Here is a 25,424-nt window from a genome sequence, read left to right as displayed (position 1 = left end):
ATTGATGAATCAAACACTCAAGATTTGTTGAATAGACAAATCCATTTACCGCGTAACACGTTGTTAAATCTCTCTTCAATTACAAAACGGCTAGTGCCCCAGCATCCAAGGTCGTGCTGTTTTCTTGGTTTGCATCTGGAAGCCGTTTGCTGCTGGCTGATCGCCGCTGGTTTTTTCCTTTGTACTGTCCTGCTTGGGCTTACAGGTATGGGCGCCGCTGCATCCGCAACTTGAGCGGCGCATGGATTTTGGTTCGTGCGTCGAGCGTTCGTTGGTTTCGTGAGCCTGGCGTTGCGCCTTGCCCAATAATGCAAAATGCGGCGCGGAAATCACCCGCTCGCTGACTGCTCCGCACTGCGCGCAAATGGCGGGACTGGCGGATTCACTCATTTTCCGGATTGCGGTAAACGGCCCGCAGTCGTGACACTGATATTCGTACAAAGGCATATTCAAGCTCCTGATCGATTGCCGAATTAACTGGTGAACGCCATGTCGGCGGTGCCGGTAATGATTTTGGTTGGTCCATCCGCATTCGGTTTTAAGTCAAAATCGAAAATCTCGGTGGGCAGCCAGAGGGTCGCGCAGGCATTGGGGATGTCGACGATGCCACTGATATGGCCTTCGACTGGGGCAGTACCGAGAATCGATAGTGCTTGAGCGCCGGTGTAACCGAACTTTTTCAGATATTCGATGGCGTTGAGACAGGCTTGGCGGTAAGCCACATGCACGTCCAGATAATGTTGCTTGCCTTGCTCGTCGACCGAAATGCCTTCGAAAATCAGGTAGTCGCGATACGCCGGTGACAGCGGGCTGGGTTGGAAGATCGGGTTTTTGATGCCGTATTTTTTCACGCCCTCTTTGATCAAGCTGACCTTGATGTCCAGATAGCCGGCCATTTCGATCGCGCCGCAGAAGGTGATTTCGCCGTCGCCTTGCGAGAAATGCAAGTCGCCCATGGACAGACCGCCATCCTTGACGTAAACCGGGAAGAATACTTTGGAGCCTTTGGTGAGGTTTTTAATGTCGCAGTTACCGCCGTGGTCGCGCGGCGGCACGGTTCTGGCGCCTTCCGCCGCGGCTGCGACGGCAGCTTCGCCGGTTAAGCGGCCCATGACGGCTGATTGCGGGTTGGGGGGCAGCGCCAAGGCCGGCACCCGGTCCGGGTCGGTCGCGATTAACGCCGCTTCCCTGGCGTTCCAGTTTTCCAGCAATTCCCGGGACGGTAAGCAACCAATCAAACCGGGATGCATGATGCCGGCAAACTTAACATTGGGAATATGGCGGGAGGTGGTGTAGATGCCGTGAAAATCCCAGATGGATTTGCGCGCTTCCGGATAATGGTCTGTCAGGAAGCCGCCGCCGTTTTCCTTGGCGAATAGGCCGTTGAAGCCCCATTGATAGTCGTCCAGGGTGCCGACATCCAGAATTTCCACGACCATCAAGTCGCCGGGTTCCGCGCCTTCCACGCCTATCGGGCCACTTAAATAGTGTACCTGGGTCAAATCCACATCGCGGACGTCGTTGGCACTGTCGTTGTTGCCAATCTGGCCGCCGGTCCAGTCCATGCATTCCACCCGAAATTCGTCGCCGGGTTTGACCATGGCGACCATCGGCAGGTCCGGATGCCAGCGGTTGTGGATCAGACCATCCTGTTCCCAGGGCTTTTTGTCTAAATCTAACTTAATTAACGTTTTCATGCGGCCTCCTCAACGGTGAATTTCAATGACAAGAAATTAATGCTGCGGTTAAAGCCCTTGCGATAACACCATTCATATAAAATCCCCTTGTTTTGCGTAATCTCGATGGAAATAAAGGCAGTCTTTTGTAAGGCGTGTTAGCAGTTCTGCCGGGGTTCATTGTTAAATTCGCCGACCGTTCCCACAATTCGTCAGATGACTCATTAGTCATTTGACGTATGGCAGGCAACGCAGGGCTTCCGTAGAGTGAACTTGAACCGTTAGGAGAGTATTGTGAGTAGGTATAAGCTGTTTTTAAGACATATCCGCGCCGGGTTATGGGTATTGCCCTGGTGTTTTCTGGGGCAGGCAGTGGCCGCCAGCGGAGTGGAGGCCATCGATCGGGCGTCGATTAGCGGCATCGTGATTGATGTGGCTGATCAGAACCTCGGGCAGTTTGGTTTCAAACTGTCGCCCAGCTTGATTGCCGAGCAGGTCGGCAAGAATTTGGCGGAGTGGCAGTATCCGGTCAAGTCAAGCCGTGTGGATAGCTCGCATACGCTGCTGATCAGTTTGGGGAAAGCGGCCACCGGCGATACCCCGGTCGGTTTTTCCTGGACTAGCGGTGATTCGGACCCGCGTGGCCTGGGGTTTCAAAAAGCCAAGGTGCTGCCGATCAGTTGCCATCTAAAAAAAATTGGCAGTGACGAAGCCAGTATCGAAAACAAGGCGACCGTCAGCGCCCATCAACTCATCAATGAATCCAACCAAAGCAAAGTCACTGACAAAGTCATCGATCATGTCAGCACCGTGTGTTTTGATTTGTTGGATGAACTCAAGCTGCCTGCGACGGGACACCGTATGGATACCCACACCTTCAAACCGGGCTGGATGCCGGATGTGCAAGTGGAAGTAAAACAGGTGCCGGCTCTATCTAAACCTGAAGATCCGGCGGCCACGCGGGTCGAGGAGGTCGGCGGTGAGACCAAGAAGCAGATCATTATTCACAATCAAGGATCGCCGGTAATCCTTGAGTTTGGCTACGAGCGTAAGTGATTCGTGTGGCTGTTGATACGCCGTCGGGGGCGATTGCCTAATCCTGGGTGTGGTCAGCAGTCATCCAGGATGTTAAAAGGTGTTGCGCTGCGATGGTAGCGTTTAATGCTGGTTCGCGCCGACATCTAAAATTCGCCGGCGCGTTAGATACTCCTGAGCCATGAAAACCATTCATCAAAACATCACCAAAATCCGCCGGGAATATAACGGTCTGGTCGCCAACGAGACACTGGAAGACTATGCCTTGCGTTTTGCGCCGCGCCGGTTCCGGAAATGGTCGGAGTTTGAGGTTGCCAATACGGCTTTCGGTTCTACGTCGTTTTTGGTATTGGAGGCGATCGGCGGATTCCTGTCCATCAATTATGGTTTTACCAATGCCGTTTGGGCCATCGCCATCGTTGCTGTCGTCATCTTTATCGTCAGTTTGCCCATCGGCTATTACGCGGCCCGCTACCATATCGACATTGATCTTTTAACTCGCGCCGCCGGTTTTGGCTATATCGGCTCGACGGTGACCTCGTTGATCTATGCGTCCTATACGTTCACGCTGTTCGCACTGGAAGCCTCAATCATGTCGTTGGCCATCGAGCTGTATTTCAATATACCGCTGGAGGTTGCCTATATCGTCAGCGCCGTGGTGGTGATTCCGCTGGTGACGTTTGGGATTACCACGATTAGCCGAATGCAGCTGTGGACGCAACCGCTTTGGTTGTTGTTGCTCGTCGCACCCTATATCGCGGTGGCCTTGCGGGAGCCAGAAGCACTAGAAACCTTGAGTACTTATTTCTGGATCGCCGGCAGTGGGCAAGGCTTCAATTGGTTATTGTTCGGTACAGCGGCGACGGTGGCGTTTTCCATGGTGGCGCAGATTGGCGAACAGGTAGACTTTCTAAGGTTCATGCCGCAAAAAAACCAGGCAAACAAAACCCGCTGGTGGCTGGCCATGGTGGCTGCAGGGCCTGGCTGGATTGTGTTTGGCGCATTAAGGCAACTGTTGGGGGCGTTGCTGGCGCATTTGGCGATCCGCCATGGTATCAGTCCCGCGCATGCCCACGAACCGACGCAAATGTATCTGGTAGCGTATAACGAATTGTTTGACGATCCAAAATGGGCGTTGGCGGCTACCACTCTATTTGTGATTGTCAGTCAAATCAAGATCAACGTTACCAATGCCTACGCCGGCTCCTTGGCGTGGTCCAATTTCTTTTCGCGATTAACCCATAGTCACCCGGGGCGTGTGGTGTGGTTGTTTTTCAATGTGCTGATTGCGCTGTTGCTGATGGAGTTTGGCGTGTTTGGCGCCTTGGAAAAAGTGCTGGGCTTGTTTTCGCATATGTCGATTGCCTGGATCAGTTCCATCGCCGCCGAGTTGATGATCAACAAGCCTTTTGGCTTAAGTCCCAAAGTGGTGGAGTTCAAGCGCGCGTATCTGTCGGATTTAAATCCGGTAGGCATCATTTCCACGTTTTGCGCGTCCTTGCTGTCTATCTTGGCCTACGCCGGGGTATTTGGGGTCTATCCGCAGGCGTTCTCGGCGTTTATTGCCTTGGGATTGGCGTTTGTATTGGTGCCGGCGATTGCTTACTTATCGGACGGTAAACATTATCTGGCGCGGAATCGGGAGGAGAATAATCGTAAATCGCACAACAAATGTTCGATCTGCGAGAACGAGTTTGAACACGAGGATATAGCCTATTGCCCGGCTTATGCCGGCAGCATCTGTTCCTTGTGTTGCACCTTGGATGCGCGCTGTCTGGATGGCTGCAAAGTAGGTTTTCGTTTTGAAGACTATCTGGAAAAACTCGCTCGATGTTGCATGCCGGCGGCGATGAGTTTGGACGCCCGCCTGAGGTTGCTGCGCTTTACCTTGATGTTTTTGTTTTTGTCGGTGTTGAGCGGCATTTTTGTCAGCATTATTTACTATCAGGATTTGCTGAGCGTCGAACACGACATGGGGGCGTTTCAGTTACTGCTGAATAATTTTCTAAAGATTTATGCGTCGTTGCTGGTGTTTATCGGGCTGTGTACCTGGTGGTTGATTCTGAATGCAGAAAGTCGCCGCGTCGCGCATGAGGAAACGGCCAAGCAAACCCAGTTGCTTTTGATGGAAATCGAAGAGCATAAACAGACGGATGGCAAACTGCAACGGGCTTTGAAAATGGCGGACACCGCCAATCAAGCGAAGAGTCGATTCCTGAGCAATATGAGCCATGAAATTCGTTCGCCCTTGAACAGTATCATCGGCTACGCGCATATCCTGCATCAAGATCCCAGTATTCCGGCGCACCGCCAGCAAGCTGTGGAAACCTTGAAACGCAGCGGTGAGCATTTATGCGCGCTGATTGAGGATATACTGGATATTGCCCGGATCGAAGCCCGAAAATTTGAATTGAAGTACCAGCCTATTCATTTTCCGGATTTTATTGATCATTTGGTACACACCTATAAATTGCAGGCCGAAGACAAGGGTCTGAATTTTGTCTGTCAGATTTCTCATACCTTGCCACAGCGCATCCGCGGCGACGAAAAGCGGGTGGGGCAGATCTTGATCAATTTGCTTAGCAATGCGGTGAAATTTACCTCGGCTGGGGACATCGTGTTTCGGATTGGTTACAGCGGTGGCGTGGCCAATTTTCAGGTGAGCGATACCGGTAGCGGTATCGACGAAGAGCAGTTGCAGGATATTTTTCAGCCCTTCACCCGCTTGCATAATCCCACCGGCAACGCGGTGGCCGGTAGCGGTTTGGGCTTGACGATCAGCAAGATTCTCACCGAGGTCATGGGTGGGGAGTTGACGGTGAAAAGCCAAATCGGCCAGGGTTCCACCTTTACCGTGCGCTTGTTGCTGCCCAGTTTGGGGGCGGAGGCGGATGCCGATCCCAAAGCGGCGATTATTGGTTACCAAGGTCCGCGCCGAAAAATATTGGTGGTAGATGACCAACGCGATCACCGCGAGTTATTGCTGTCCATGCTGGAGCCTTTGGGTTTTTATTTGAGTGAGGCGTGTTCCGGCGAAGAGTGTTTGCTCAAAGTGCCGGAAAATCCACCCGACATCATTTTGTTGGATATTTCGATGACCGGAATCAGCGGTATCGAAACCGCGATGCAGTTGCGTGATCAGGCATGGACCATGCCGATCCTGGTACTCAGCGCCAACGCTTATCCCAGCGATCGCTTGGCGGCTTTGAATGCCGGTTGTAACGACTTTTTATCCAAGCCGATTCAAGTGCCGCAGTTAATGAAGAAATTGAAGTTGTATTTGTCGTTGGCTTGGTTATATCAGAACGAGGTTGCGCCAGTTGCCACGGAAAAAGCAGCCGAGCCGCTGATAATGCCGCCGCCTGAGTTGTTAACTGGGTGTGTGGAATGCGTGCGGATTGGCGATTTATTAGGTTTGAAAAAGGTCTTGGAACAGCTTGCCGAAACCGAGCCGCGTTACGGTGCTTTTTTTGCCAAACTGATAGCGTTGGCCAGTCAATTTCGGATAGGCGAAATTAGAAAACTATTGAATATGCACAAACAGGAGGTGTCCCGATGATGGAAGTATCCGCCAGCAATGGCACGGTGTTGATAGTCGACGATACGCCCGGCAATCTGGCTCTACTATCCGATACGCTTTCCGAGGCCAATTATCGGGTGTTGGTGGCGACCGACGGCTGTTCGGCCATTGAGCAGATTCAATATGTCAAACCCGACATCATTTTGCTGGACGTGATGATGCCGGGCATAGATGGTTTCGAGACCTGTAGCCGTTTGAAAGCCGATCCGGCCACCGCGCCGATTCCAGTGTTGTTCATGACTGGGCTTAGCGAATTGGACGATTTGCTGCGCGGCTTTGGCGAGGGGGCGTTGGATTACATCGTCAAGCCGATTCGGCCGGCCGAGGTGCTGGCGCGGATTGAAGTGCATCTGACCCAATCGCGCAATTTACGCCGAGCCGAGAGTTTACTGGATCATCACGATTTTGCTGCGGTGGCTGTGGATGCGGCGGGCGGCATTGTCTGGCTGACGCCGGCGGCTCGCGAATGGTTGGAGGATTTTGCCGAATTACAAGAAGGAGGGGCGCAGCATACTGCGGATAAGCTATTGCCGGAAAGCATGCGCGGCTGGTTTCAACGCTGGTTGCGGCAAAGCGGGCGCAGCGAGATGGCAGCCGAAACGGAAGCGCATCGTCTGGCTCCGGGCTTTGCGTTGCGGGTCAGCGCCTGCCAGAATCCGGATGAATATCTGCTGTTATTGCAGCGCGAAGACGCGCAATGGACCCCGGAAACCCTGCGCGACAAGCTGAAGCTGACTTTTCGCGAGGCCGAAATTTTGATGTGGATTGCCCGAGGTAAAACCAACAAAGAGATCGGTATCATCCTGACCACCAGCCCTAGAACCGTAAATAAACATCTGGAGCATATCTTTGAAAAGCTCGGCGTTTCGACGCGGGCGGCGGCGGTGGCGATGGTGTTGCAGCGAGGGTGAATCGGCAATAAAAAAGGCCGGCAACTAACTGTTTGCCGGCCTTTTATTTGGTCTGGAGAAACTTTTGACCTTTAAGGCATATACATGCCGCCATTCACATGCAGCGTTTCGCCGGTGATGTAGGATGCCTGTTCGGAGGCCAGGAACGATACGGCATGGGCGATTTCTTCCGGCTGACCCAAGCGGCCCAGCGCAATTGAACCCAGCAGTGCATTCTTGATGTCTTCCGACAGTTCCTTGGTCATGTCGGTATCGATAAAGCCCGGCGAGACCGTATTGACGGTAATGCCGCGTGAACCCACTTCTTTGGCCATGGATTTGGCAAAGCCGATCATGCCGGCTTTGGCTGCCGCGTAGTTGGCTTGGCCGGCGTTGCCGGTGGAGCCGACCACCGAGGAAATATTGATGATGCGGCCGTAACGGACTTTCATCATGCCGCGCAAGACGGCTTTGCTCATCCGGAAGATCGAAGTCAGGTTGGTGTTGATGATGTCGTCCCATTCCTCGTCCTTCATCCGCATCAACAGGTTGTCGCGGGTGATGCCGGCGTTATTGACCAGCACCGCCGGGGTGCCGTATTCGTCGCCGGTGGTTTTGATGAAGTTTTCTATGTCGGCAGCGTCGGCGACGTTTAATTTGTAGCCTTTGCCGTTGTCGCCCAGATAAGCGGAGATCGCATCGGCGCCGCTTTCGGACGTGGCGGTGCCGACCACAAAAAAGCCGTCGGCGACCAATTTTTCGGCAATGGCCCGGCCTATGCCGCGGCTAGCGCCGGTAACAATGGCGAGTTTTTTATCCACGGAGTTGCTCCACAACGTTGTCAATGGTTTCGGGGTCGTAAATGGTGTAATGCGTTGCATCAGGCGCTATGCGTTTGTTTAAACCGACTAATACTTTGCCGGGTCCGCATTCAACAAAAGCGGTGACGCCTTGTTCGTGCATGAATTTGACGCTTTCCACCCAGCGCACCGGTTTGAACAATTGTTCTTTCAATGCATAGCGAATCACTTCCGGCGAGCCGTGCGATTTGACGTCGGCGTTGTGGATCAGCGTGCTATTGGGCATCTCGACGTTAAGGCTTTGCAATATTTCGTTTAATTTGTCGGAAGCCGCTTCCATCAATGCGCAGTGGGACGGCACGCTAACCGGTAGTTTTAATGCACGTTTGGCGCCCAGCGCTTTTAAGGCTTCCATCGCTCTTTCCACTGCGACGGTTTCGCCGGCAATCACCACTTGGCCTGGGGCATTGAAATTGGCGGCCGCAACGATTTCGCCATTGGCGACTTCGGCACAGGTGTTAACGACTTGATGATCTTCCAGGCCCAGAATAGCCGCCATCGCGCCTTTTCCGGCTGGTACCGCTTCCTGCATCAGGCGGCCGCGCTCGGCGACCAGGCGAATGGCGTCTTCATAACCCAGCGCACCGGAACAGACCAGGGCGGTGTATTCACCCAAGCTATGGCCGGCCATCCAGGCGGGTTTGATGTCGGATTTTTCGCACCAGGCCCGCCATACCGCAACGCCGGCCGCCAGCATAGCCGGCTGGGTGTTATGTGTTTGGTTCAAGTCGGTGTCCGGGCCGTTCGCGATCATATTCCACAGATCGAAACCGAGCACGTCGGAAGCTTGCTCGAAAGTTTGCTTGACCAATGGGTTGGCGGCGGCCAGGGTGCCCAGCATACCGACGGCTTGCGAGCCTTGTCCGGGAAATACGAATGCCAGATTGTAACTTTGTTCTATCGTCGTCATGTTTAGTACCTGATTAATGCGGAACCCCAGGTAAAACCGGCTCCAAAAGCTTCCATTAATACGGTTTGTCCGCGTTGAATACGGCCGTCGCGCACGCCTTCGTTAAACGCCAATAACACGGAGGCGGAGGACGTGTTACCTTGGTTTTCCAGGGTTAGAATCACTTGGTCCATCGACATGCCCAGCTTCTTGGCGGTGGCGGCGATGATGCGCGTATTGGCCTGATGCGGCACCAGCCAATCGATGTCGCTTTGCTGTAAGCCGTTGGCTTCCAGGGTTTCATCGACAATCCTGCCCAAGGTGTTGACTGCCACCTTGAAAACTTCGTTGCCGCGCATGCTGATGTAAGCGGGCTCGTTTTGCTTAGCGACTGCCGCTACCTGCGGATTGGGGCAATACAATAAATCTTCGTAGCCGCCATCGGAGTGGATATGCGTGGACAAGATGCCCGGCTTATCGCTGGAGGTCAGCAAAATCGCGCCGGCACCGTCGCCGAACAGAATGCAGGTGCCGCGGTCGGTCCAATCGACGATGCGTGAGCAAATCTCCGTGCCGACTACCAGTACGTTTTTGGCAAAACCGGTTTTCAGGTATTGGTCGGCGATGCTGAGTCCGTAAACGGAACCCGAGCAGGCGGCCTGAATATCGAAACCGACGCATTGCTTGATGCCCAAGCGTTCCTGCAACAGGCAGGCCGTACTGGGATAGACGCGATCCGGTGTGCCGGTGGCGACGATGATCATGTCGATCTCGTCAGCTGCAATTCCGGCTGCGTCAATGGCTTGTCTGGCGGCGATTTCCGCCATGCTGGAAGCGGTTTCGTCGGGACCGGCTATGCGGCGGCTTTTGATACCGGTTCTTTCGTAGATCCAGCTGTCGGATGTGTCCACCGTGGCGGATATATCGTCATTGGTGCGGATGGTTTCGGGCAGATAGCCGCCCGTACCGATAACATGAGTCCAGCGTGTCATTCATCAACCTTTTGGGCCAGCGCGAGTTCTAGTTTTTCGCTGATTTTACGAATAAGGCCCTGTGCGACTTCGACTTCCGCCAGATGAATGGCAGTTTCGAAAGCCAGAGCGTCGGCGCCGCCGTGGCTTTTGATCACCAAGCCGCGCAGGCCGATGAAGCTGGCGCCGTTGTAGAGGCGCGGGTCTATGCTGTCTTTGAAGCGTTTCAGAACAGGATACGCGATCAATCCGGCTAATTTGGTCAGCCAGTTTTGCGAAAAACTGTCTTTCAGTTTGCTGCCTATCATTTTCGCCGCGCCTTCGATAGATTTTAGGGCGATGTTGCCGACGAAACCGTCCGAGACGATTAAATCGACTTTGACGCTGCCGGCGTTAATCGAATTGCCTTCCACGTAACCGATGTAATTCAGTCCGGAGCTTTCCAGCAATTTAGCGGCGGCTTTGACTTGTTCGTTGCCTTTCATGTCTTCTTCGCCGATGTTCAACAAACCGATACGAGGGCGTTCGATTTTTTCCACGGCCTTGACCACTTCTTCGCCCATGACGGCAAATTGGTAGAGTTGTTCGGCGCTGGAATCGACATTGGCGCCTAAATCGAGCATGTGGGTGTGGCCGAAAGTAGAAGGTAGTGTGGAAATAATCGCCGGGCGTTCGATGCCGGGAATCATTTTCAGTACGAAACGGGCTGTTGCCATTAACGCGCCGGTGTTACCTGCGCTGACACAGGCGTCGGCCTTGCCTTCCTGTACCAGATTTATCGCCACGCGCATGGAAGAATCTTTTTTGTTCTTCAAGGCTTTTTGCGGCGCTTCGTCCATCTCGACGACTTGCGAGGCGTGTTGAATACTGATCCGGCCTTTGAACTCGACCAGCGCTTGGGATAGAAGGTTACCAAGAACCGCCTCATCGCCCACCATGATCAGATTTAAGTCCGGACTTTTTCGTAAACAGGCCAGTGAAGCAGGTACGGTAACTTGAGGACCGAAATCCCCGCCCATGGCATCAATTGAGAGAGTTGAGCTCACGCTTAGGACTAACTCCAGAAGTTGAAAGGAGCCAACAGCTATCCAGCGACGTGTTGGCTTACTCAGAGACTATCAATAAATCAAATATTACTGCCCGTCGTGCTGACGATTGCGCGGGAAAACGCGATGCTTGCGGCCCGTCGTGGACTAAGGGCTGCTCGACTCGATTTGCGAATGAGTTACGAGTCGGCCTATGGCAGTTTAAAACGATTAATCTTCGTCGTTGCCGGCAATGATTTGACGGCCTTTGAAGAAACCGTCCGGCGTCATGTGGTGACGCAGATGGGTTTCGCCGGTCAACGGATCCTGAGACAGGGTTTTACCGACTAATGCATCGTGTGAACGACGTTGACCGCGTCTGGAACGCGATACTTTGCTCTTTTGTACTGCCATTTCAATCTCCAGTTTTTTTAAGTTTTGCTAAAACAGAAAAAGGGTTGTTAGCCTTAGTCTGACTATCTGTTGCGCTGTAATCGGCATCTTCCGAACGGTTGTGGGCGAGACAATCGTGTTCATGCCGAGGGTAGTCGGGCAATGCCAGCAGGATTTCGTCTTCGATCACCGCGTTTAATGATAGGGTGTCGCCGTCCAGCAATAGCGGTTCGAAATCGTCCAGTTGCTTTGCTTCCTGTAGCGAAGCAACAACAGCCAATTTAAAATCGATATTCAGCGGCCAGGCCAGTGCTTGCAAACAAGACTGACACGCCAATTCCACAACCCCCTCGATATGGCCGGCAACGACAATGCGTTTACCTTCCTTACCAAATTCGATCTTGGCGCTAACGCTGCCACCATGATCGATCACGCTACCAGACAAGCGCTCGAGCGCAGCGATTTTTATATCCCCGGAAAACGCGCCGCGTCTTTCGGCGAATAATAAGGGATCGATAAGGTCGGGAAACTTGTCTGACATAACTGTACAATGATACAGATAACTAACTGTTGCGTCAAACGCACACCGACTCAAACCACTACCTAGCCGATGACCGCCATAGTCCTTGCTTCGAGTTCGAAATACCGTTGCCAGTTGTTGGAAAAACTGGGTCTTGCTTTTTTAAGTTGCAGCAGTGACGTCGATGAGAGCCCGCAAGCCGGCGAATCGCCCTATGCTTTGGTGCGCAGATTATCGCTGGCGAAGGCTGAAGAAGTTGGCAAAGCATACCCTAATCATTTGATCATTGGTTCCGATCAGGTTGCCGTGCTCGACCAAGAGATATTGGGAAAACCCGGCGGGCGCGACGCGGCAATTCAACAACTTGCCAAGCAATCCGGCCGGGCCGTGCAATTTTATACTGGAGTCTGCGTTTTTAATAGCGTATCGGGCCGGCACCTGAGCGATATGGATGTTTGTAGTGTGCACTTCAAAACGCTGACCTCGTCGCAGATTGAGAGATACATTGATTTGGATCGGCCCTTCGACTGTGCCGGCAGCTTCAAATCCGAGGGTTTAGGGATCGCGCTATTTAGTAAAATTGTCGGCGAGGACCCCAATGCATTAGTAGGATTGCCCTTGATAAAATTGGTGGCTTTACTCGACAAGTTTGGGGTCAATATTCTCTGATTTACCGCGACTTACGGTAGCAGAAAATGCTTGCCAGTACCGTTTAGTGAAATTTTTTGTTCGGTCCGAGTAATTCAAACATCTGCAAAAACTCCTCTTCCACCTGCTCCATTATCGAAATGGTTTGCTCTCGTGTCAGACGCACTAGTGTTAACGATTGGTTAGAAAATTCAGCTACGGCTATTTCCAAGCCATCGGCTTGTTGGCCGCTATCGACCAAGTGCGCCGCCATATGCAGCAAATGCGCGTCCAGTTTGTGTATTTGTGCATCGGCAGGATTCAGATAACAGCCTATGGTTTCGTAGAGGGATTCCGGTAAGCCCCAGATTTTTAGTAATTCCCCGCCGACCTCAGCATGAGTGAAACCAATCAGTTCTTGTTCGAAACCGGCCAACAAAGCGCGGTTGTGGTCTGCGGCAAGCAATACGCTTAGATATTGCTCGGGCATTTTTTGACTGAGTATCAGTGAGCCTATGTCGTGTAAAAGGCCGGCCAGAAACAGTCTTTCGGTATGCAGCACGGCGCTGGCTTTTGCCAGCAGTCGGGCTATCACCGCGCAATGAATGCTGCGCATCCAAAACGAGGTCATGTCGATCAGTTCGCCGGGGATTTTTCCAAAGCGATCAACGACCGTGGTTGCCAATACCAGGTTGCTCAAGTCGTCGATGCCTATTACGGTAACGGCGCGGGAAATGGTGTCGATTTTGGCTTGAAAACCGTAGAAAGGACTATTTACTACCCGTAACAAACGCGCACTGAGTGCAGGGTCCTTGGCAATGACCTTGCCGATGTCAGCCAGAGAATAACGCGAATCCCGAATCATTTCGCTGAGTTGAAAATAAATATCGGGCAGGGAAAACAGTTCGGTCGAGCCGGCAATCAATTGCTTGATGGCAGCAGCTTTCAATTAACTCTTCCGATACAGCGCCATGACGTGCTGCACATAATTACGGGTTTCGGGATAGGGCGGCACGCTATTATTGTATTTCATCACCGCGCCTTCGCCGGCATTATAACCGGCTACCGCCAAGGTTAGATTGGAGTTGAACATCGCCAGTAAATCTTTCAAGTAGCGGGTACCGCCATCGACATTCTGTTCGGCATCGCGCCGGTCGGTCACGCCATAGCGGCGTGCGGTATCCGGCATTAATTGCATCAAGCCCACCGCGCCGGCCGAGGACACCGCATTGGGGTTATAGGCTGATTCGGCTTGAATCACTGCGTGCAGCAGTTTGGGGTCCATTTGATGTTTGGCCGCGGCCTTGGCAACTAAGTCGTTGAACTTGAGCTTGTTGCCCGACATGAACTTTAGGTCGTGTTTATAAGTACGCGGCCGGGTGCGGATGATTAAGCGGTAATCGAAGCCTTTTTTGGGTTCGTCGGTGTAATACACCCGACCGCTAGGATCGGTGTATTTAAAAATGTCGGCCCCCGCATCGGTGATGAGCGCTATCGATAGTGTGGCAATCAACAGGGGTTTCATCGCGTCACCTTTTACCGATTGGCCTCATTCAGTCACACGAATTAGGCTGGCGGCCTGTAACGCTTTAGCGCGAGCATCATTGACGTTGACGGCCGTGGCGAGCGCCACACCCATGCGCCTTGACACGAAAGCATCCGGTTTGCCGAACAGGCGAATGTCGGTGTCTGCGACCGCCAATGCTTGTGCCAAGCCTGAATAGCTCACGGCTTTGGCGTCTATGCCACCTAAAATCACCGCGCTGGCGGCGGTTTTATCTAGCGCCGTGTTGACCGGCAGGCCAAGAATGGCGCGGGTATGCAAATCAAATTCGCTCTGCCGCTGGCTGGCCATCGTCACCATGCCGGTATCGTGCGGTCTGGGGCTGACTTCGCTAAACCAGACTTGATCGCCGGCTATGAATAATTCCACGCCAAACAAACCCAAGCCGCCTAGTGCGGTAGTCACTTTATCGGCGATTTGCTGAGATAACTCAATGGCCTTGCTGCTCATCGCCTGTGGTTGCCAGCTTTCCCGGTAGTCGCCGTTCTCCTGGCGGTGGCCGATGGGTTCGCAGAAATAGGTTTTTACTTGGCCGTCGCTGTTCAGGGCGCGCACGGTGAGTAAGGTGATTTCAAAATCAAAATCAATCTTGGCTTCGACGATCACCTTACCCGTATCGGCGCGCCCGCCGGCCTTGGCGTAATCCCAGGCGGCTTGTAATTGGTCCGCGCTTTTTACCATGGACTGGCCTTTGCCGGAAGACGACATCGTTGGCTTGATAAAACAGGGGTAGCCTATGCCGCTATCAACTGCGCTCCTCAATTGCTCGAAGGTTTCGGCAAAAGCGTATTTCGATGTCGGTAGACCTAGTTCAGCGGCTGCCAGCTCGCGAATGCCTTCACGATTCATAGTCAATTGAATTGCCCTAGCATTAGGGACAATAGTGGTTTCACCTTGAGCTTCAATCTCCGCTAAGGCCTCGGTGGCAATCGCTTCGATTTCGGGGATGATGTAATGCGGCTGTTCGCGGGCAATCAGGGTTTTTACTGCTGTCGCGTCGGTCATATCAATCACGTGGCTGCGATGCGCCACCTGCATAGCCGGGGCACCGGCATAGCGGTCAACCGCAATCACTTCCACGCCATAGCGTTGCAGCGAAATGGCGATTTCTTTGCCTAATTCGCCGCTGCCCAGCAATAAAGCTTTGGTGGCGCTGCTGCTGTCAGGGGTGCCGATTTTCATGATTTTGCTAAATAGTTATCGATGTCTTGTTTGGAGAAACCAATTTTCTTCGCGACCCGGTCGGCGTGGCTGACTCTGGAAATGCCGGCGATCAATTTAAAAGTCGGCAAGTCGTCGGCAAATTCCACTTGTTTAGGCACGGCGATTTTTCTTTTCACGAATTCATCCACCAATTGATGGTTGTGGGTAATCAAAATAGTACTGTTACCTTTGCGGTAAAAACCGTCCAGCACGTCGATAGACGACTGCATCTTCTCTTCAAAAGTAGTGCCTTCCGCCATTTCGTCAAGCACCACCAAGCTTTTTGCGCTGCTGGCCAAGAAAATATCGCGGGTACGTTTCAATTCCGTACCGAAACGGCCTTCGCCGTCATCGAGATGGCTGATCTCCGGGCATTGATAGAAAATGCGGTCCGCCACGCTTAAATTGGCAGCCTGAGCCGGCACGAAACAACCGATCTGCGCCAACAATTGAATTTGCGTGATGGTTTTGCAAAATGCGGTTTTGCCGCCGCTGTTGGGGCCGGTCACGCACACCAGACGTTCGTCGTCCATGCTGAAATCGTTGCCGACGTAGGCGGGATTTTTCTGGCCCAGTACCGGGTTTTTCGCAGCGACTAATTTGATATTGTGATGTTCGCCGGCGTTCAGTTCCGGCAGTACCATCTCGCTGCCGAAGTCTTCGGCGTATTTAATAAAAGCCAATAACTCATCCAACTGTCCCAGGCCGTCCAGCATATCGCCGAGCGCCTGCGAATTTTTATAAATGTTACGCAGGGGTATGATGCAGTTGTCTCTATCGTAGCCGCCAATGACCGGAATATAAGCCAAGGCTAAGGGCAGGAAAAACACCGAAGCCACCGACAAACCGTCACGGGTGACCTGGAACATATCGGTTGGGAAAATCTGCATCAAGCCCCAGATGGCGGCGATCAGTAGAGCGATCAACATCGGTTTGAACAGGGTGGGGCGGAAAATCGTCGCCGGTGAGAAGGAGTTTTTGCGTTCTTCCTTGCTTTGCAGGCCTTTTTCGCTGTTGTAAACCGGGCCGACCATCAGCGAATATTCGTTGCTGTGCGAAAAATTGCCGATTTTCTCGAACACGCTTTGCAGATAAGGGCTTTGCGGCTTGCCGGAGTTGTAGATCGCACCGACCAGATTCAAGACCACGCGCACACCACGAACATATTGTTTGTAGCCGTAACCTTCGATTTGATTATCCTCTCGAGCCGTGCCGAAACCGCCGAGAAACTCGCCGAACAATAACAAGTAAAGCCGGTTTTCCGAGGCGGCGGCATTGGCGATAATGTTTTCCACGTTGGCGCGGACATCGGGATTGTCTTGAATTTCACGCACTGCGGCTTGTTTGGCGGCTATCGCCTCCAGATCGTCCAAGGGTTGGCTTAGTGAACGATACAGCACCGTTTTGCCGGCGGTGGTGCTAGCGTAGTTGACGTAATCGAACAATTCGTCAACTTCTATGGTGTTAAACGCGCCTTGGTCGATGACGCCTTCACCGGTGGGTAAGGATTGGCTCGAGCGCACCGTCGGCCATTCGCCGTTCCAGCTTTGTAAGATGTTTTGTTGCATATTACCCCCGGTTTTTTAGTGGCCGTGCTTTATTTAGTGCACGGTTTTAATTAAATCAAGCATCACCTCGACATGAGCGTCGCTGTCGTTTAAACACGGAATATAACGATACGTCTCGCCACCGGCTTCCAGAAATATCTCTTGGTTGGCGATAGCGATCTCTTCCAGCGTTTCCAGACAGTCTACCGAGAATCCCGGACAAATCACGTCGACATTTTTGACGCCTTGCTGCGGTAGTTCTTGCAACACGTCCACGCAGTACGGTTTCAGCCATTCGGCTTTGCCGAAGCGCGATTGAAATACCAATTTCCATTGTTCGTCCTTGAGGCCTAATTGCTCGGCGAGCAGACGGCCGGTGGTTTGGCATTGATAGAAATACGGATCGCCCCATTCGGTCAGTTTGGCCGGTAAGCCGTGAAATGACAGCAACAGCAATTCCGCTTGGCCGTTGGCTTGCCAATGCTGGCGCACCGATTGCGCCAGGGCTTCGATGTAACTGGGGTGTTCATGAAAGTCGCTGATGAAGTGCAGGCCGGGCATGTGCCGCCAACTGACAAATTCCTCGGCCACCACGTCGAAAATCGAGGCGGTCGTGGTGGAGGAATATTGTGGATAGAGCGGCAGGATAACGATTTCGTGGACACCTTGCTTCTGAAAGTTTTGCAATTTTTCCCGCAAGGCCGGTTTGCCGTAGCGCATCGCGCAATCGATGATTAAATCGGCGTCGTCTATACCGGTAAAACCTTGCAATTTGGCGGTCAGCTTTTCGGTGAATACGATCAAGGGCGAGCCTTGCTCGGTCCAGATCGATTGATAGGCATGCGCCGATTTTTTCGGGCGAAACGGCAGCACGAACAAATTCAGGATTAGCCACCACAAGGGCCTGGGCAGATTGACCACCCGCGGGTCGCCGAGAAATTCGCGCAGGAAGCGGCGTACGTCGCCGGTTTTTGGGGAGGCGGGCGAGCCCAGATTGACCAGTAACACCCCGATCTTTTTTTGGCCGGTTTCAGTCATGGTTACTTGCGATTGATCAGGTTCAGGAATTCGGAACGGGTGCTGATTTCTTCTCTGAAAATCCCCAGCATGACCGATGTGGTCATCACCGAGTTTTGTTTTTCCACGCCGCGCATCATCATGCACAAGTGCTTGGCTTCGATGACCACCGCTACGCCGCGGGCGTCGATGGCGGTTTCCACCGCTTTGGCGATTTGCCGAGTCAATTGTTCTTGAATTTGCAGCCGCCGACCGTACATATCAACGATACGGGCCAGTTTGGACAAACCCAAGACTTTGCCTTTAGGCAAATAACCGATGTGGCATTTGCCAATAAAGGGCAATAAATGATGCTCGCACAAAGAGTAAAGCTCGATGTCTTTTACAATCACCATGTCTTCGGTATCGGCTTCAAATATCGCGCCGTTCAATACCTCTTCCAGGGTTTTTTCGTAACCGTTATTCAGGAATTTGAAGGCTTTAGCGGCACGTTTCGGCGTGTCCCGCAAACCTTCCCGATTCACATCTTCGCCTATTGCTTGAATGATTTTGGAGAAATATTCTTCCATTGCCGCCCTCGAGTAAAAAAATGTTGTGAGTATACAGCATCAAACTGTAAATTCTAAGGCGTCCAAAACCACCTGGCTACCGGCGCCAAAACGGGTAGCGTTTTCGCTGAGATGGCGGCGCCAGGCCCGCGCACCATCGACCCCATGAAACAGCCCCAGCATGTGTCGGGTGATGCAATGCAGTCTCACGCCTTGTTGTAATTGCTGCTCTATATAAGGCAACAGGGCTAATACCGTTTCTTGCCGCGACGGGATGGAATGCTCGTCGTTAAACAAGCGCCGGTCTACTTCTGCTAGTAGATAGGGATTGTGATAAACCTCCCGGCCTAGCATGACGCCGTCAAGTTGCTCTAATAAATCCAGCGAGCTATCCAAGGATTCGATGCCGCCGTTGATAACAATATTCAGCATCGGAAAATCTTGCTTCAATTGCAACACCACCTCATAACGCAGCGGCGGTACGTCGCGATTTTGTTTCGGCGACAGCCCGGATAGCCAGGCTTTGCGGGCGTGCACGATAAAGGTCTCGCAACCGGCCGCCGCTACAGTGCTTATGAAGTGTGTCAGTTCTGCGTAAGAATCGCGATCATCGATACCAATCCGCGATTTCACCGTCACCGGCATCGATACTGCTTCCCGCATTGCCGCTACGCATTCGGCGACCAGTTCGGGTTCTGCCATTAAGCAGGCGCCGAAGCGGCCATTTTGCACACGGTCGCTGGGACAGCCGACGTTTAAATTGATCTCGTCATAACCATAATCGGCGGCAATTTTGGCGCATTCGGCTAAATCGGCTGGATTGCTGCCGCCTAGTTGTAAAGCCAGTGGATGTTCCTCCGGGCTGAACTGTAAATGCCGGCCACGGTTGCCATGCAAGATGGCGCCAGTGGTGACCATTTCCGTGTATAGCAAGGCATGACGGGATAAGGTGCGGTGGAAATACCGACAGTGTCGGTCAGTCCAATCCAGCATGGGGGCCACTGAGAATCGGTAGGCCAGGTGTTTGTCAGCTTGGGGGGCGGTATGGTCGCGGTCAGCGGTCATGGGTGGTTCTGGTGGTTGGGAATCAGGATTCAAATTGGTGATTTATTATACTTTGCCGGGCTGAATAAAAACCGCAGTAGGAAATCAGCCCGTGCTGAAGGCTGAAGCAGGAAGGCGATAGGAGAATATCAGTCTGCTTTATCGGCGTAGACTTTGTTGGTCAGTTCTTTAAACCAACGCGGCCTGAAAATCACTAGGTATAAACCGATGCTGCTGGTAATCGGGATGGGGCTGGCACTAAACAGCATAAACACGATAAAGACAATCGCCCAGTTGATTCTGCTCAGGCTTGTGGGATGCGTATTGGCCCGCTGCTATTAGATGAAGCTAAAAGTTAACAACTTGCATCTGAATGTTGCAGATAGATCAAAAAAAGCCTTGGTGCCGTGTTGACGTCGCCTTGACGAGTGACTTGGGATTCGGGATGGCTATCTGGGTTGTCCGCGCGGACGATTCAAAATTATACGGATTGCCGAAAAACACTCATTTGTATTGTTTGCTAGCTTTGTTTTCGGTCAGGCTACCAACGCATTTACTGTAAGTTTGTTTGGTATGAAACTGATGGAGCGAATTGCTAACCGGCTGGACCAAAGCACGAGTGCCGGGTTTTAGAGGGCGAGAGGCAAGTGCGTTAATCGTTTCCATGCTGCCTATGCATTGCTTGGGTTTTGGCATGGTTGCGGCGGGGGCGTTTTGGGTGGCCAGAAATACGCCGATTATGATCAGTACGAAGCTTATGCCGCAGCGCTTTAATTCGCGTATACACGTTTTCAGGATGTCTTCGGAATTCATAGTTTGTCTCCTTATGTTGGGGTTATAAAAACTTAGCGAGCTAATGCGCATGTTTCAGGTATTCGCGCCAATCGTTTCGCTGTGGGCAGCTAAGGCGCTGAATAACGACGCCATTTCGCGATCCGGTTGAACGTGCCCTCAAGCCTACGGTGGTTATCGGCAAACTTTCATTGTGGCGCGGCCAGCCTTATAACAAGGCCATGCTTAAACAAATCTGAAGTGAATTTTTGCCACGCGGTTTTTTGCCTGTATTTCTTGGTGAATTTCCAGTGCTTCACTACGCATCTGGGCGCAAAATGCACAGAGGCCTTCGTGGGCGGTATGTGACTTTTCATGGGCTGACAATAAGTCGCCGCACCTTTTGCAACGAGTAATCTGCTGGAGTGTTTTCATGGTGATCACCTCGTAATCCGAATGTCTGAAAATAATGCGCTATGGGTTTGTTTTCCGGCTCTTCGTCATCGCAGAGCTACGCTATACAGGGCAAAACCAATGCCACTACAAAACCGCGTGCACCTTAATTATTCTAAGTAATTGTTTATGCATTATTTTATGAGCTGGCAATGCTGGAAAACAGTGAAAAAATGCACAAGAAATTGTTGATTTCAGCACTAAATATCGTATCGCTTACGAAATGTCGTACAAGGTGTCAGGGCCAGTCGATGATCCAGGGGCGTTAGACGCTTTTGCAGGTTTAAAGTTGGTATGAGTTTTTAGGTTAATGGCGGCCGCTACTGGGGTAGCTCCAGCGCTGGCTCGAAGATTTGTAATCGGCGGGCAAATGCGGGTTTAATCAAATCTACCTCTGTCTTGAATGATGCTGCTCAGGTGCTTGATCTGCACTTAAGTTTTGACGAAATATCGTCAACCATTCAAAAATATGTGATACATTTCGCTTTAAACGTATCGGGAAAATATTCCCAATTAACTGGGTAGTATGAGTGTGCTACCGATGAAATGCTTGAGAGTCCGCATGCGGCAACGATACTATCCGGCCATATTCAAAACGCTAAACGCTGCTATCGTTTCCTATGTCTGCGCACTCGCAGCCCTAGTGCCTGCCTCTGTAGTTGCCGGGGGCCATATGGGACATATGCCCAGCCATGGCGCCACCGGGCTGCCGGGTGATTTGTTATTGTTTCCGGCTGTGACCGGCATCGAGCGTTTCGATCAAGAACCGCAGAAAAAACTCAGTACAGGTGACGTTATCCCCGAGATTAACGTGTTTTACACCACCGACTATCAGCGCTTCCGCTTTCTCGGCGAATGGCTGGTCAGCACCAAAACCCATAATCTGGAACGCTTTCAATTAGGCATGCATGTTGGCGACGAAGCCACGCTGTGGTTGGGGCGCTTTCATAACCCGATCGGCTATTGGAACATGCAGTTCCACCACGGCGCGTTTCTGCAAACCACGATTAGCAGGCCAGGTATTATGGCTTTCGAAACGGCGGGAGGCGTGATTCCCAATCATTTGACCGGGTTTTTATGGGAAGGCGTCCACGATCTGGGTGAGGGCGGCTTGTATTACACGGTTGGCGCTGGTGCGGGCCCGCAAATTAATAAAGGTTTGGAAGCGTTCAATCTGGTGGAGCCGGGAGGTTCCCGCCGGCCTGGTGTGTCGTTTCGGTTGGGCTACCAACCTATCAGCTATGGGGTCGACGAATTCGGCATTTCCGGGGCCTACAATCAAATTCATTCCGACGAACTGGCCGTTAAAAACGTTAATCAGTTCGTCGCCAGTGCCTATGCCGCTAAGCAAATCCAATCGCTAAGACTATTAAGCGAAATTGTCTATGTGAACAATACCTTGGAAAGCCCGTTGGGCGGCAAAACTTACGACGATTTTCTCAGCGCTTACGGGCAAGTGGAATGGGACCTCAATCCGGCCTGGACTGTGGTCGGGCGCGTAGAAGGCACTTTTGGCGGCAGGGACGATCCCTACCTGGCGATGTTTCCTAAATATGTCGAGGACAGGTTTCTCGGCGGCATACGCTATAAACTCAACCACACGAATGCCCTAAAGATTGAAGCCTCGCGCGATCATTTGCGCGACGATCATTTCGGGCAAGTGATGTTTCAATGGAGCGCGGTGTTCCCATGAAACTGCTGCGCGGTCTTTGCATCATTGTTTTGCTGTTGCTGCTTGGAGCGCAGAGCCTATGGGCTATCACTCGCCATTCTCTGGTATTGGCCACCAGCGCCAACTCGTCGATGCCGGCTCTAACCGTGCAAGAAGCCAGAAAATTGTTCTTGGGCGTGCCGCTGGAGAAGGGCGGCGAACACCCCGTGCCCTTATTGAATATCAGCGATCCGTTAATTTTCGAAGTATTTCTGCAAAAAGTGGCTTTCATGTCGGCTAATGCCTATGAAAGTCAAACCATATCAGTGGTTTTCCGCCTCGGCGGTAAGCGTCCGGAGAGTTTTAACGATCTGAAGAGCTTGGTCGATACGCTGCAACAAAATCCGGGTACGGTGACCTATTTGTGGGAAGATCAAGTCCGGGCCAATCAAGGCCTTAAAGCAGTTAACGTGTTATGGCAGGGAGCCCTGGAATGAGTCGGTTTTTTCATAGTTTTAACGGCCGAATGATTCTGGCGGTTGTCGGCATTCATTTACTGCTGGTGCCGGTGTTGTTGTTCGGCATTTATCGGGTAATCAAACCCAGTTTGGAAGCGCAGTTTGTCAATTACGTCCGCTCCGATGCCTTGCTGTTCAGTAATCTGGTGACACCGCGCCTGCAACACAGTAAGGCCGGCGAATTGCAAGGCTTGTTAGGGGAGTTTCTGTTGAATGGCCGTTTGGCGTTTGCGGAAATCGCCACCGAGCGCGGCAATATTCGCGCCGACATCGAACTGAACGCCCAGCAGCAATTTCAGGAAGATTTTTTCTTCGGCGAGCACGACGACGATATTTATTTTTTGGCCGTACCGATTTTGAATCCCGAAGACGGCTCTTTGGCGATGCTAAGGCTGGGTTACGACGAGCGGCAGATTCAACGCGACATTGCCACGATCTATCAGCGTAGCGCCTATTTTGTCGCGGTTTACATGGGTTTGACGCTGCTGGTGGTGGGATTGTTCGGGCGCAAACTGGTTATGCCGCTGGAACGTTTACGCGACGAAGCCGAACAAATCGCCGCCGGCAATCACACCGGGCAATTTAATTCCGGCACCAAAATTACCGAAGTAGCGGCGTTGGCCGAGCATCTGGAAAAAATGCGCCAAGCCTTGCTGTCCGCCCGCGACGCTGCGTTGCAGGCCGCCGGCGCGAAGAGCGAGTTTCTGGCTAATATGAGCCATGAAATCCGCACACCGATGAACGGCATCATCGGCATGATAGGTTTGGCTTTGCGTACCGAACTCACTCCGCAGCAACGCGAGTTTTTGGGGATGGCGAACAGCTCGGCGGATGCTTTGCTGCGCATCGTCAATGACATTCTGGATTTCTCCAAGATTGAGGCGCGTAAGCTCGAACTCGATCATGCACCGTTCAAAGTCCGCGAAAGCCTCGGCGACACCTTAAAACTGCTGGCTGGCCATGCCCATGAAAAAGATCTGGAGTTGATGTTGCGCATCGACCCGGAAACCCCGGACGATTTGCTGGGCGACGTTGGCCGTTTGAATCAAGTCATCATTAATCTGGTCGGCAATGCCATCAAATTTACCCAGCACGGCGAAATCGTGGTGCAAGTCAAACCGGAATCGGTCGATGAAAACAAGGTTTGTTTGCAGATTGCGGTCAGCGACACCGGTATCGGTATTTCCCCCGATAAACAACAGCTTATTTTCGAAGCCTTCGCGCAAATAGACGCATCCTCCACGCGCAAATTCGGCGGCACCGGCCTGGGTTTGTCGATTTCTTCTCGCCTCGTCGAATTGATGGGCGGGCATTTGTCATTGGAAAGCGAAGAACATAAAGGCAGCACTTTTTTCTTTACCGCCGTGTTTGACCGGCACACCAAAAGCGAGGCCGACGCGCCATTTCAGCCACTGATAGACGTGAAAAATCTACCGGTGTTGATCGTCGACGACAATGCCATCAATTTACGGGTGTTCTCGGAAATCTTGAGCCATTGGGGCATGCGGCCCACCACGGTGGATAGCGGCGAGGCGGCCATTACCGCATTGAAGAGTATGGCGGAAACCGGCGAAGCCTACGCTTTGATTTTACTCGATGCGATGATGCCGATCATGGACGGCTTTATGGTAGCGCAAGCCATCAGAGAGGATCAACGCTTCGAACCGGTAACCATCATGATGTTGTCGTCTGCCGACCGGCCGGACGATTGCGAACGCTGCCACGATTTGGGTATCAATTTGTATGTGCGTAAACCGGTCAAACATTCGGAATTGTGGAATGCCATTCAATCGGCGTTGGGTAAATCCGCTAAAGCCGCAGAAGCCTCGCTGACAGTATTGGCTGAGCCGCCGCGTAAATTAAGAATTTTGTTGGCGGAAGATAATCCGGTTAACCAATACATGGCGGTGGTGTTGCTGGAAGAGCGCGGCCACACCGTCAAGGTGGCCAACAACGGCCAGGAGGTGCTGGATATATTGGCTACCGATATTTTGTTCGATCTGATCTTAATGGACGTGCAGATGCCGGTAATGGATGGTTTTCAGGCTACCGAAGCGATTCGGGCCAGCGAGCGCGAGACGGGTAAACATATGCGGATTATCGCGATGACCGCGCACGCCCTGAAAGGTGATAGGGAACGCTGTTTAGCCGTTGGTATGGATGATTACATCGCAAAACCCGTGCAGGAGCAGGATTTGTTGGCAATGGTGGAGTGTTGGAATATGGCGGGAACAGAACAAGCGGATAACCACAGCATGGCCTCGGCGCTGTTGGCTGAGCCGGCGCTGGATTGGCAACAAGCCTTAAGTCGGGTGCGCGGTAGACAGCAGATGTTGTGCAAAATGATGACTTTATTTCAGGAACAGTCAGCGCCGCTGCTGAATGACATGGCCGATGCGATACAGCGTCAGGATGCCGAATTGTTACGGCTATCCGCACATACCCTGAAAAGCTCGGCCAACAGCATCGGCGCCTTCCCGTTCGGCAAGATAGCCCAGCAGCTGGAGACTATGGGCCACGAGGCTGCCTTTACTGATGCGGCCGCCAGTTACGAGTTACTGCAACAAGCCAGCATTCGGCTGGAGCCGGCTATTCAGGAATATTTGCACGAGTTTCAGGAATGATGCTGCCGCCAGTATTTG

At 52.4% G+C, this 25,424-nt stretch carries 24 protein-coding genes; 7 read left to right on the top strand and 17 right to left on the bottom strand.

All coding sequences use genetic code 11. The features are described from left to right. Nucleotides 1-90: 90 nt before the first annotated feature. Together ACH5Y9_RS14190 and fmdA are read right to left on the bottom strand one after the other, a co-directional pair. On the bottom strand, nt 91-447 hold the full coding sequence (locus ACH5Y9_RS14190; protein ID WP_445366516.1) for an FmdB family zinc ribbon protein: 357 nt from the start codon (nt 445-447) through the stop codon (nt 91-93). A 26-nt stretch (nt 448-473) separates the two neighbouring features. Next, nucleotides 474-1,697 carry a formamidase gene (gene fmdA / locus ACH5Y9_RS14185; RefSeq protein WP_445366515.1) on the bottom strand — a complete coding sequence of 408 codons (1,224 nt, stop codon included), beginning with the start codon at nt 1,695-1,697 and terminating at the stop codon, nt 474-476. A 273-nt stretch (nt 1,698-1,970) separates the two neighbouring features. Here fmdA and ACH5Y9_RS14180 point away from each other — a divergent pair, with 273 nt between their 5' ends. The 3 genes from ACH5Y9_RS14180 to ACH5Y9_RS14170 all read left to right on the top strand — a co-directional run bounded on the left by ACH5Y9_RS14180 (nt 1,971) and on the right by ACH5Y9_RS14170 (nt 7,202). After that, a complete protein-coding gene (locus tag ACH5Y9_RS14180; protein ID WP_445366514.1) occupies nt 1,971-2,732 on the top strand; it encodes a hypothetical protein in 762 nt (253 codons plus the stop codon). 160 nt (nt 2,733-2,892) lie between these two features. After that, a complete protein-coding gene (locus ACH5Y9_RS14175; RefSeq protein ID WP_445366513.1) occupies nt 2,893-6,270 on the top strand; it encodes a hybrid sensor histidine kinase/response regulator in 3,378 nt (1,125 codons plus the stop codon). Further along, nucleotides 6,267-7,202, top strand: a complete 936-nt coding sequence (locus ACH5Y9_RS14170) for a response regulator (RefSeq protein WP_445366512.1) — start codon at nt 6,267-6,269, stop codon at nt 7,200-7,202. Before ACH5Y9_RS14175 ends, ACH5Y9_RS14170 begins: the two co-directional genes overlap by 4 nt. A 71-nt stretch (nt 7,203-7,273) precedes the next feature. Here ACH5Y9_RS14170 and fabG read toward each other — a convergent pair whose 3' ends face one another. The 6 genes from fabG to ACH5Y9_RS14140 form a co-directional block, all read right to left on the bottom strand. After that, nucleotides 7,274-8,002: a 3-oxoacyl-ACP reductase FabG gene (gene fabG, locus ACH5Y9_RS14165; protein WP_445366511.1), complete on the bottom strand. Its 729-nt coding sequence runs from the start codon at nt 8,000-8,002 to the stop codon at nt 7,274-7,276. Continuing rightward, complete coding sequence (gene fabD / locus ACH5Y9_RS14160; RefSeq protein WP_445366510.1) at nt 7,995-8,951, bottom strand: ACP S-malonyltransferase; 957 nt, start codon at nt 8,949-8,951, stop codon at nt 7,995-7,997. The genes fabG and fabD overlap by 8 nt, the downstream gene beginning before the upstream one ends. A 2-nt stretch (nt 8,952-8,953) precedes the next feature. Further along, nucleotides 8,954-9,922 (bottom strand): beta-ketoacyl-ACP synthase III, encoded by a 969-nt coding sequence (locus ACH5Y9_RS14155; protein WP_445366509.1) that lies wholly within the window; start codon nt 9,920-9,922, stop codon nt 8,954-8,956. Continuing rightward, nucleotides 9,919-10,947, bottom strand: a complete 1,029-nt coding sequence (plsX, locus tag ACH5Y9_RS14150) for a phosphate acyltransferase PlsX (RefSeq protein WP_319962519.1) — start codon at nt 10,945-10,947, stop codon at nt 9,919-9,921. The genes ACH5Y9_RS14155 and plsX overlap by 4 nt, the downstream gene beginning before the upstream one ends. 210 nt (nt 10,948-11,157) lie before the next feature. Further along, nucleotides 11,158-11,340: a 50S ribosomal protein L32 gene (gene rpmF, locus ACH5Y9_RS14145; RefSeq protein ID WP_033158926.1), complete on the bottom strand. Its 183-nt coding sequence runs from the start codon at nt 11,338-11,340 to the stop codon at nt 11,158-11,160. Nucleotide 11,341: 1 nt separating this feature from the next. Then, entirely contained in the window at nt 11,342-11,860 is a 519-nt protein-coding gene (locus ACH5Y9_RS14140) for a YceD family protein (protein ID WP_445366508.1), read from the bottom strand. Nucleotides 11,861-11,929: 69 nt separating this feature from the next. On the opposite strand from ACH5Y9_RS14140, the gene ACH5Y9_RS14135 reads away from it, so the two are divergent. Then, nucleotides 11,930-12,508 (top strand): Maf family protein, encoded by a 579-nt coding sequence (locus ACH5Y9_RS14135; RefSeq protein WP_445366507.1) that lies wholly within the window; start codon nt 11,930-11,932, stop codon nt 12,506-12,508. 43 nt (nt 12,509-12,551) lie between these two features. On the opposite strand, the gene ACH5Y9_RS14130 is transcribed toward ACH5Y9_RS14135, so the two are convergent. From ACH5Y9_RS14130 to ACH5Y9_RS14090, 9 genes are all read right to left on the bottom strand, one after another. Continuing rightward, nucleotides 12,552-13,415, bottom strand: coding sequence for an HDOD domain-containing protein (locus ACH5Y9_RS14130; RefSeq protein WP_445366506.1), 864 nt, complete (start codon nt 13,413-13,415; stop codon nt 12,552-12,554). Next, a complete protein-coding gene (locus ACH5Y9_RS14125) occupies nt 13,416-13,991 on the bottom strand; it encodes a lytic transglycosylase domain-containing protein (RefSeq protein WP_033158930.1) in 576 nt (191 codons plus the stop codon). A gap of 24 nt (nt 13,992-14,015) precedes the next feature. Then, on the bottom strand, nt 14,016-15,212 hold the full coding sequence (purT, locus tag ACH5Y9_RS14120; protein WP_445366505.1) for a formate-dependent phosphoribosylglycinamide formyltransferase: 1,197 nt from the start codon (nt 15,210-15,212) through the stop codon (nt 14,016-14,018). Continuing rightward, entirely contained in the window at nt 15,209-16,801 is a 1,593-nt protein-coding gene (locus ACH5Y9_RS14115; protein WP_445366504.1) for a MutS-related protein, read from the bottom strand. Before ACH5Y9_RS14115 ends, purT begins: the two co-directional genes overlap by 4 nt. A gap of 33 nt (nt 16,802-16,834) precedes the next feature. Further along, nucleotides 16,835-17,818, bottom strand: a complete 984-nt coding sequence (gene hemH / locus ACH5Y9_RS14110; protein WP_445366503.1) for a ferrochelatase — start codon at nt 17,816-17,818, stop codon at nt 16,835-16,837. A gap of 2 nt (nt 17,819-17,820) precedes the next feature. Next, nucleotides 17,821-18,366, bottom strand: a complete 546-nt coding sequence (gene folE / locus ACH5Y9_RS14105; protein ID WP_033158934.1) for a GTP cyclohydrolase I FolE — start codon at nt 18,364-18,366, stop codon at nt 17,821-17,823. Between the two features lie 39 nt (nt 18,367-18,405). Beyond that, on the bottom strand, nt 18,406-19,410 hold the full coding sequence (dusA, locus tag ACH5Y9_RS14100; protein ID WP_445366502.1) for a tRNA dihydrouridine(20/20a) synthase DusA: 1,005 nt from the start codon (nt 19,408-19,410) through the stop codon (nt 18,406-18,408). Between the two features lie 483 nt (nt 19,411-19,893). Next, entirely contained in the window at nt 19,894-20,202 is a 309-nt protein-coding gene (locus ACH5Y9_RS14095) for a hypothetical protein (protein WP_205453693.1), read from the bottom strand. Between the two features lie 204 nt (nt 20,203-20,406). Further along, nucleotides 20,407-20,595: a hypothetical protein gene (locus tag ACH5Y9_RS14090; protein ID WP_415878856.1), complete on the bottom strand. Its 189-nt coding sequence runs from the start codon at nt 20,593-20,595 to the stop codon at nt 20,407-20,409. Nucleotides 20,596-21,286: 691 nt separating this feature from the next. Between ACH5Y9_RS14090 and ACH5Y9_RS14085 the strand changes: the two genes are divergently transcribed. From ACH5Y9_RS14085 to ACH5Y9_RS14075, 3 genes are read left to right on the top strand one after another with little or no spacing between them, the layout of a single operon-like run. Further along, a complete protein-coding gene (locus tag ACH5Y9_RS14085; protein WP_445366501.1) occupies nt 21,287-22,306 on the top strand; it encodes a hypothetical protein in 1,020 nt (339 codons plus the stop codon). Further along, a complete protein-coding gene (locus tag ACH5Y9_RS14080; protein WP_033158938.1) occupies nt 22,303-22,761 on the top strand; it encodes a hypothetical protein in 459 nt (152 codons plus the stop codon). Before ACH5Y9_RS14085 ends, ACH5Y9_RS14080 begins: the two co-directional genes overlap by 4 nt. Then, entirely contained in the window at nt 22,758-25,406 is a 2,649-nt protein-coding gene (locus ACH5Y9_RS14075) for a response regulator (RefSeq protein WP_445366500.1), read from the top strand. Before ACH5Y9_RS14080 ends, ACH5Y9_RS14075 begins: the two co-directional genes overlap by 4 nt. Nucleotides 25,407-25,424: the final 18 nt, after the last annotated feature.

Source organism: Methylomonas sp. BW4-1, from assembly GCF_052474385.1.
This window is presented reverse-complemented; position numbering and strand designations above follow the sequence as displayed.

Bases quoted from the DNA above. Each gene is read 5' to 3' on its own strand.
- hemH (WP_445366503.1), bottom strand. From the start codon at position 17,818: ATGACTGAAACCGGCCAAAAAAAGATCGGGGTGTTACTGGTCAATCTG.
- ACH5Y9_RS14135 (WP_445366507.1), top strand. From the start codon at position 11,930: ATGACCGCCATAGTCCTTGCTTCGAGTTCGAAATACCGTTGCCAGTTG.
- ACH5Y9_RS14155 (WP_445366509.1), bottom strand. From the start codon at position 9,922: ATGACACGCTGGACTCATGTTATCGGTACGGGCGGCTATCTGCCCGAA.
- ACH5Y9_RS14085 (WP_445366501.1), top strand. From the start codon at position 21,287: ATGGGACATATGCCCAGCCATGGCGCCACCGGGCTGCCGGGTGATTTG.
- ACH5Y9_RS14175 (WP_445366513.1), top strand. From the start codon at position 2,893: ATGAAAACCATTCATCAAAACATCACCAAAATCCGCCGGGAATATAAC.
- dusA (WP_445366502.1), bottom strand. From the start codon at position 19,410: ATGACCGCTGACCGCGACCATACCGCCCCCCAAGCTGACAAACACCTG.
- ACH5Y9_RS14075 (WP_445366500.1), top strand. From the start codon at position 22,758: ATGAGTCGGTTTTTTCATAGTTTTAACGGCCGAATGATTCTGGCGGTT.
- fabD (WP_445366510.1), bottom strand. From the start codon at position 8,951: ATGACGACGATAGAACAAAGTTACAATCTGGCATTCGTATTTCCCGGA.
- ACH5Y9_RS14140 (WP_445366508.1), bottom strand. From the start codon at position 11,860: ATGTCAGACAAGTTTCCCGACCTTATCGATCCCTTATTATTCGCCGAA.
- folE (WP_033158934.1), bottom strand. From the start codon at position 18,366: ATGGAAGAATATTTCTCCAAAATCATTCAAGCAATAGGCGAAGATGTG.
- ACH5Y9_RS14090 (WP_415878856.1), bottom strand. From the start codon at position 20,595: ATGAAAACACTCCAGCAGATTACTCGTTGCAAAAGGTGCGGCGACTTA.
- purT (WP_445366505.1), bottom strand. From the start codon at position 15,212: ATGAAAATCGGCACCCCTGACAGCAGCAGCGCCACCAAAGCTTTATTG.
- ACH5Y9_RS14170 (WP_445366512.1), top strand. From the start codon at position 6,267: ATGATGGAAGTATCCGCCAGCAATGGCACGGTGTTGATAGTCGACGAT.
- rpmF (WP_033158926.1), bottom strand. From the start codon at position 11,340: ATGGCAGTACAAAAGAGCAAAGTATCGCGTTCCAGACGCGGTCAACGT.
- ACH5Y9_RS14115 (WP_445366504.1), bottom strand. From the start codon at position 16,801: ATGCAACAAAACATCTTACAAAGCTGGAACGGCGAATGGCCGACGGTG.
- fmdA (WP_445366515.1), bottom strand. From the start codon at position 1,697: ATGAAAACGTTAATTAAGTTAGATTTAGACAAAAAGCCCTGGGAACAG.
- ACH5Y9_RS14080 (WP_033158938.1), top strand. From the start codon at position 22,303: ATGAAACTGCTGCGCGGTCTTTGCATCATTGTTTTGCTGTTGCTGCTT.
- ACH5Y9_RS14095 (WP_205453693.1), bottom strand. From the start codon at position 20,202: ATGAATTCCGAAGACATCCTGAAAACGTGTATACGCGAATTAAAGCGC.
- ACH5Y9_RS14125 (WP_033158930.1), bottom strand. From the start codon at position 13,991: ATGAAACCCCTGTTGATTGCCACACTATCGATAGCGCTCATCACCGAT.
- ACH5Y9_RS14190 (WP_445366516.1), bottom strand. From the start codon at position 447: ATGCCTTTGTACGAATATCAGTGTCACGACTGCGGGCCGTTTACCGCA.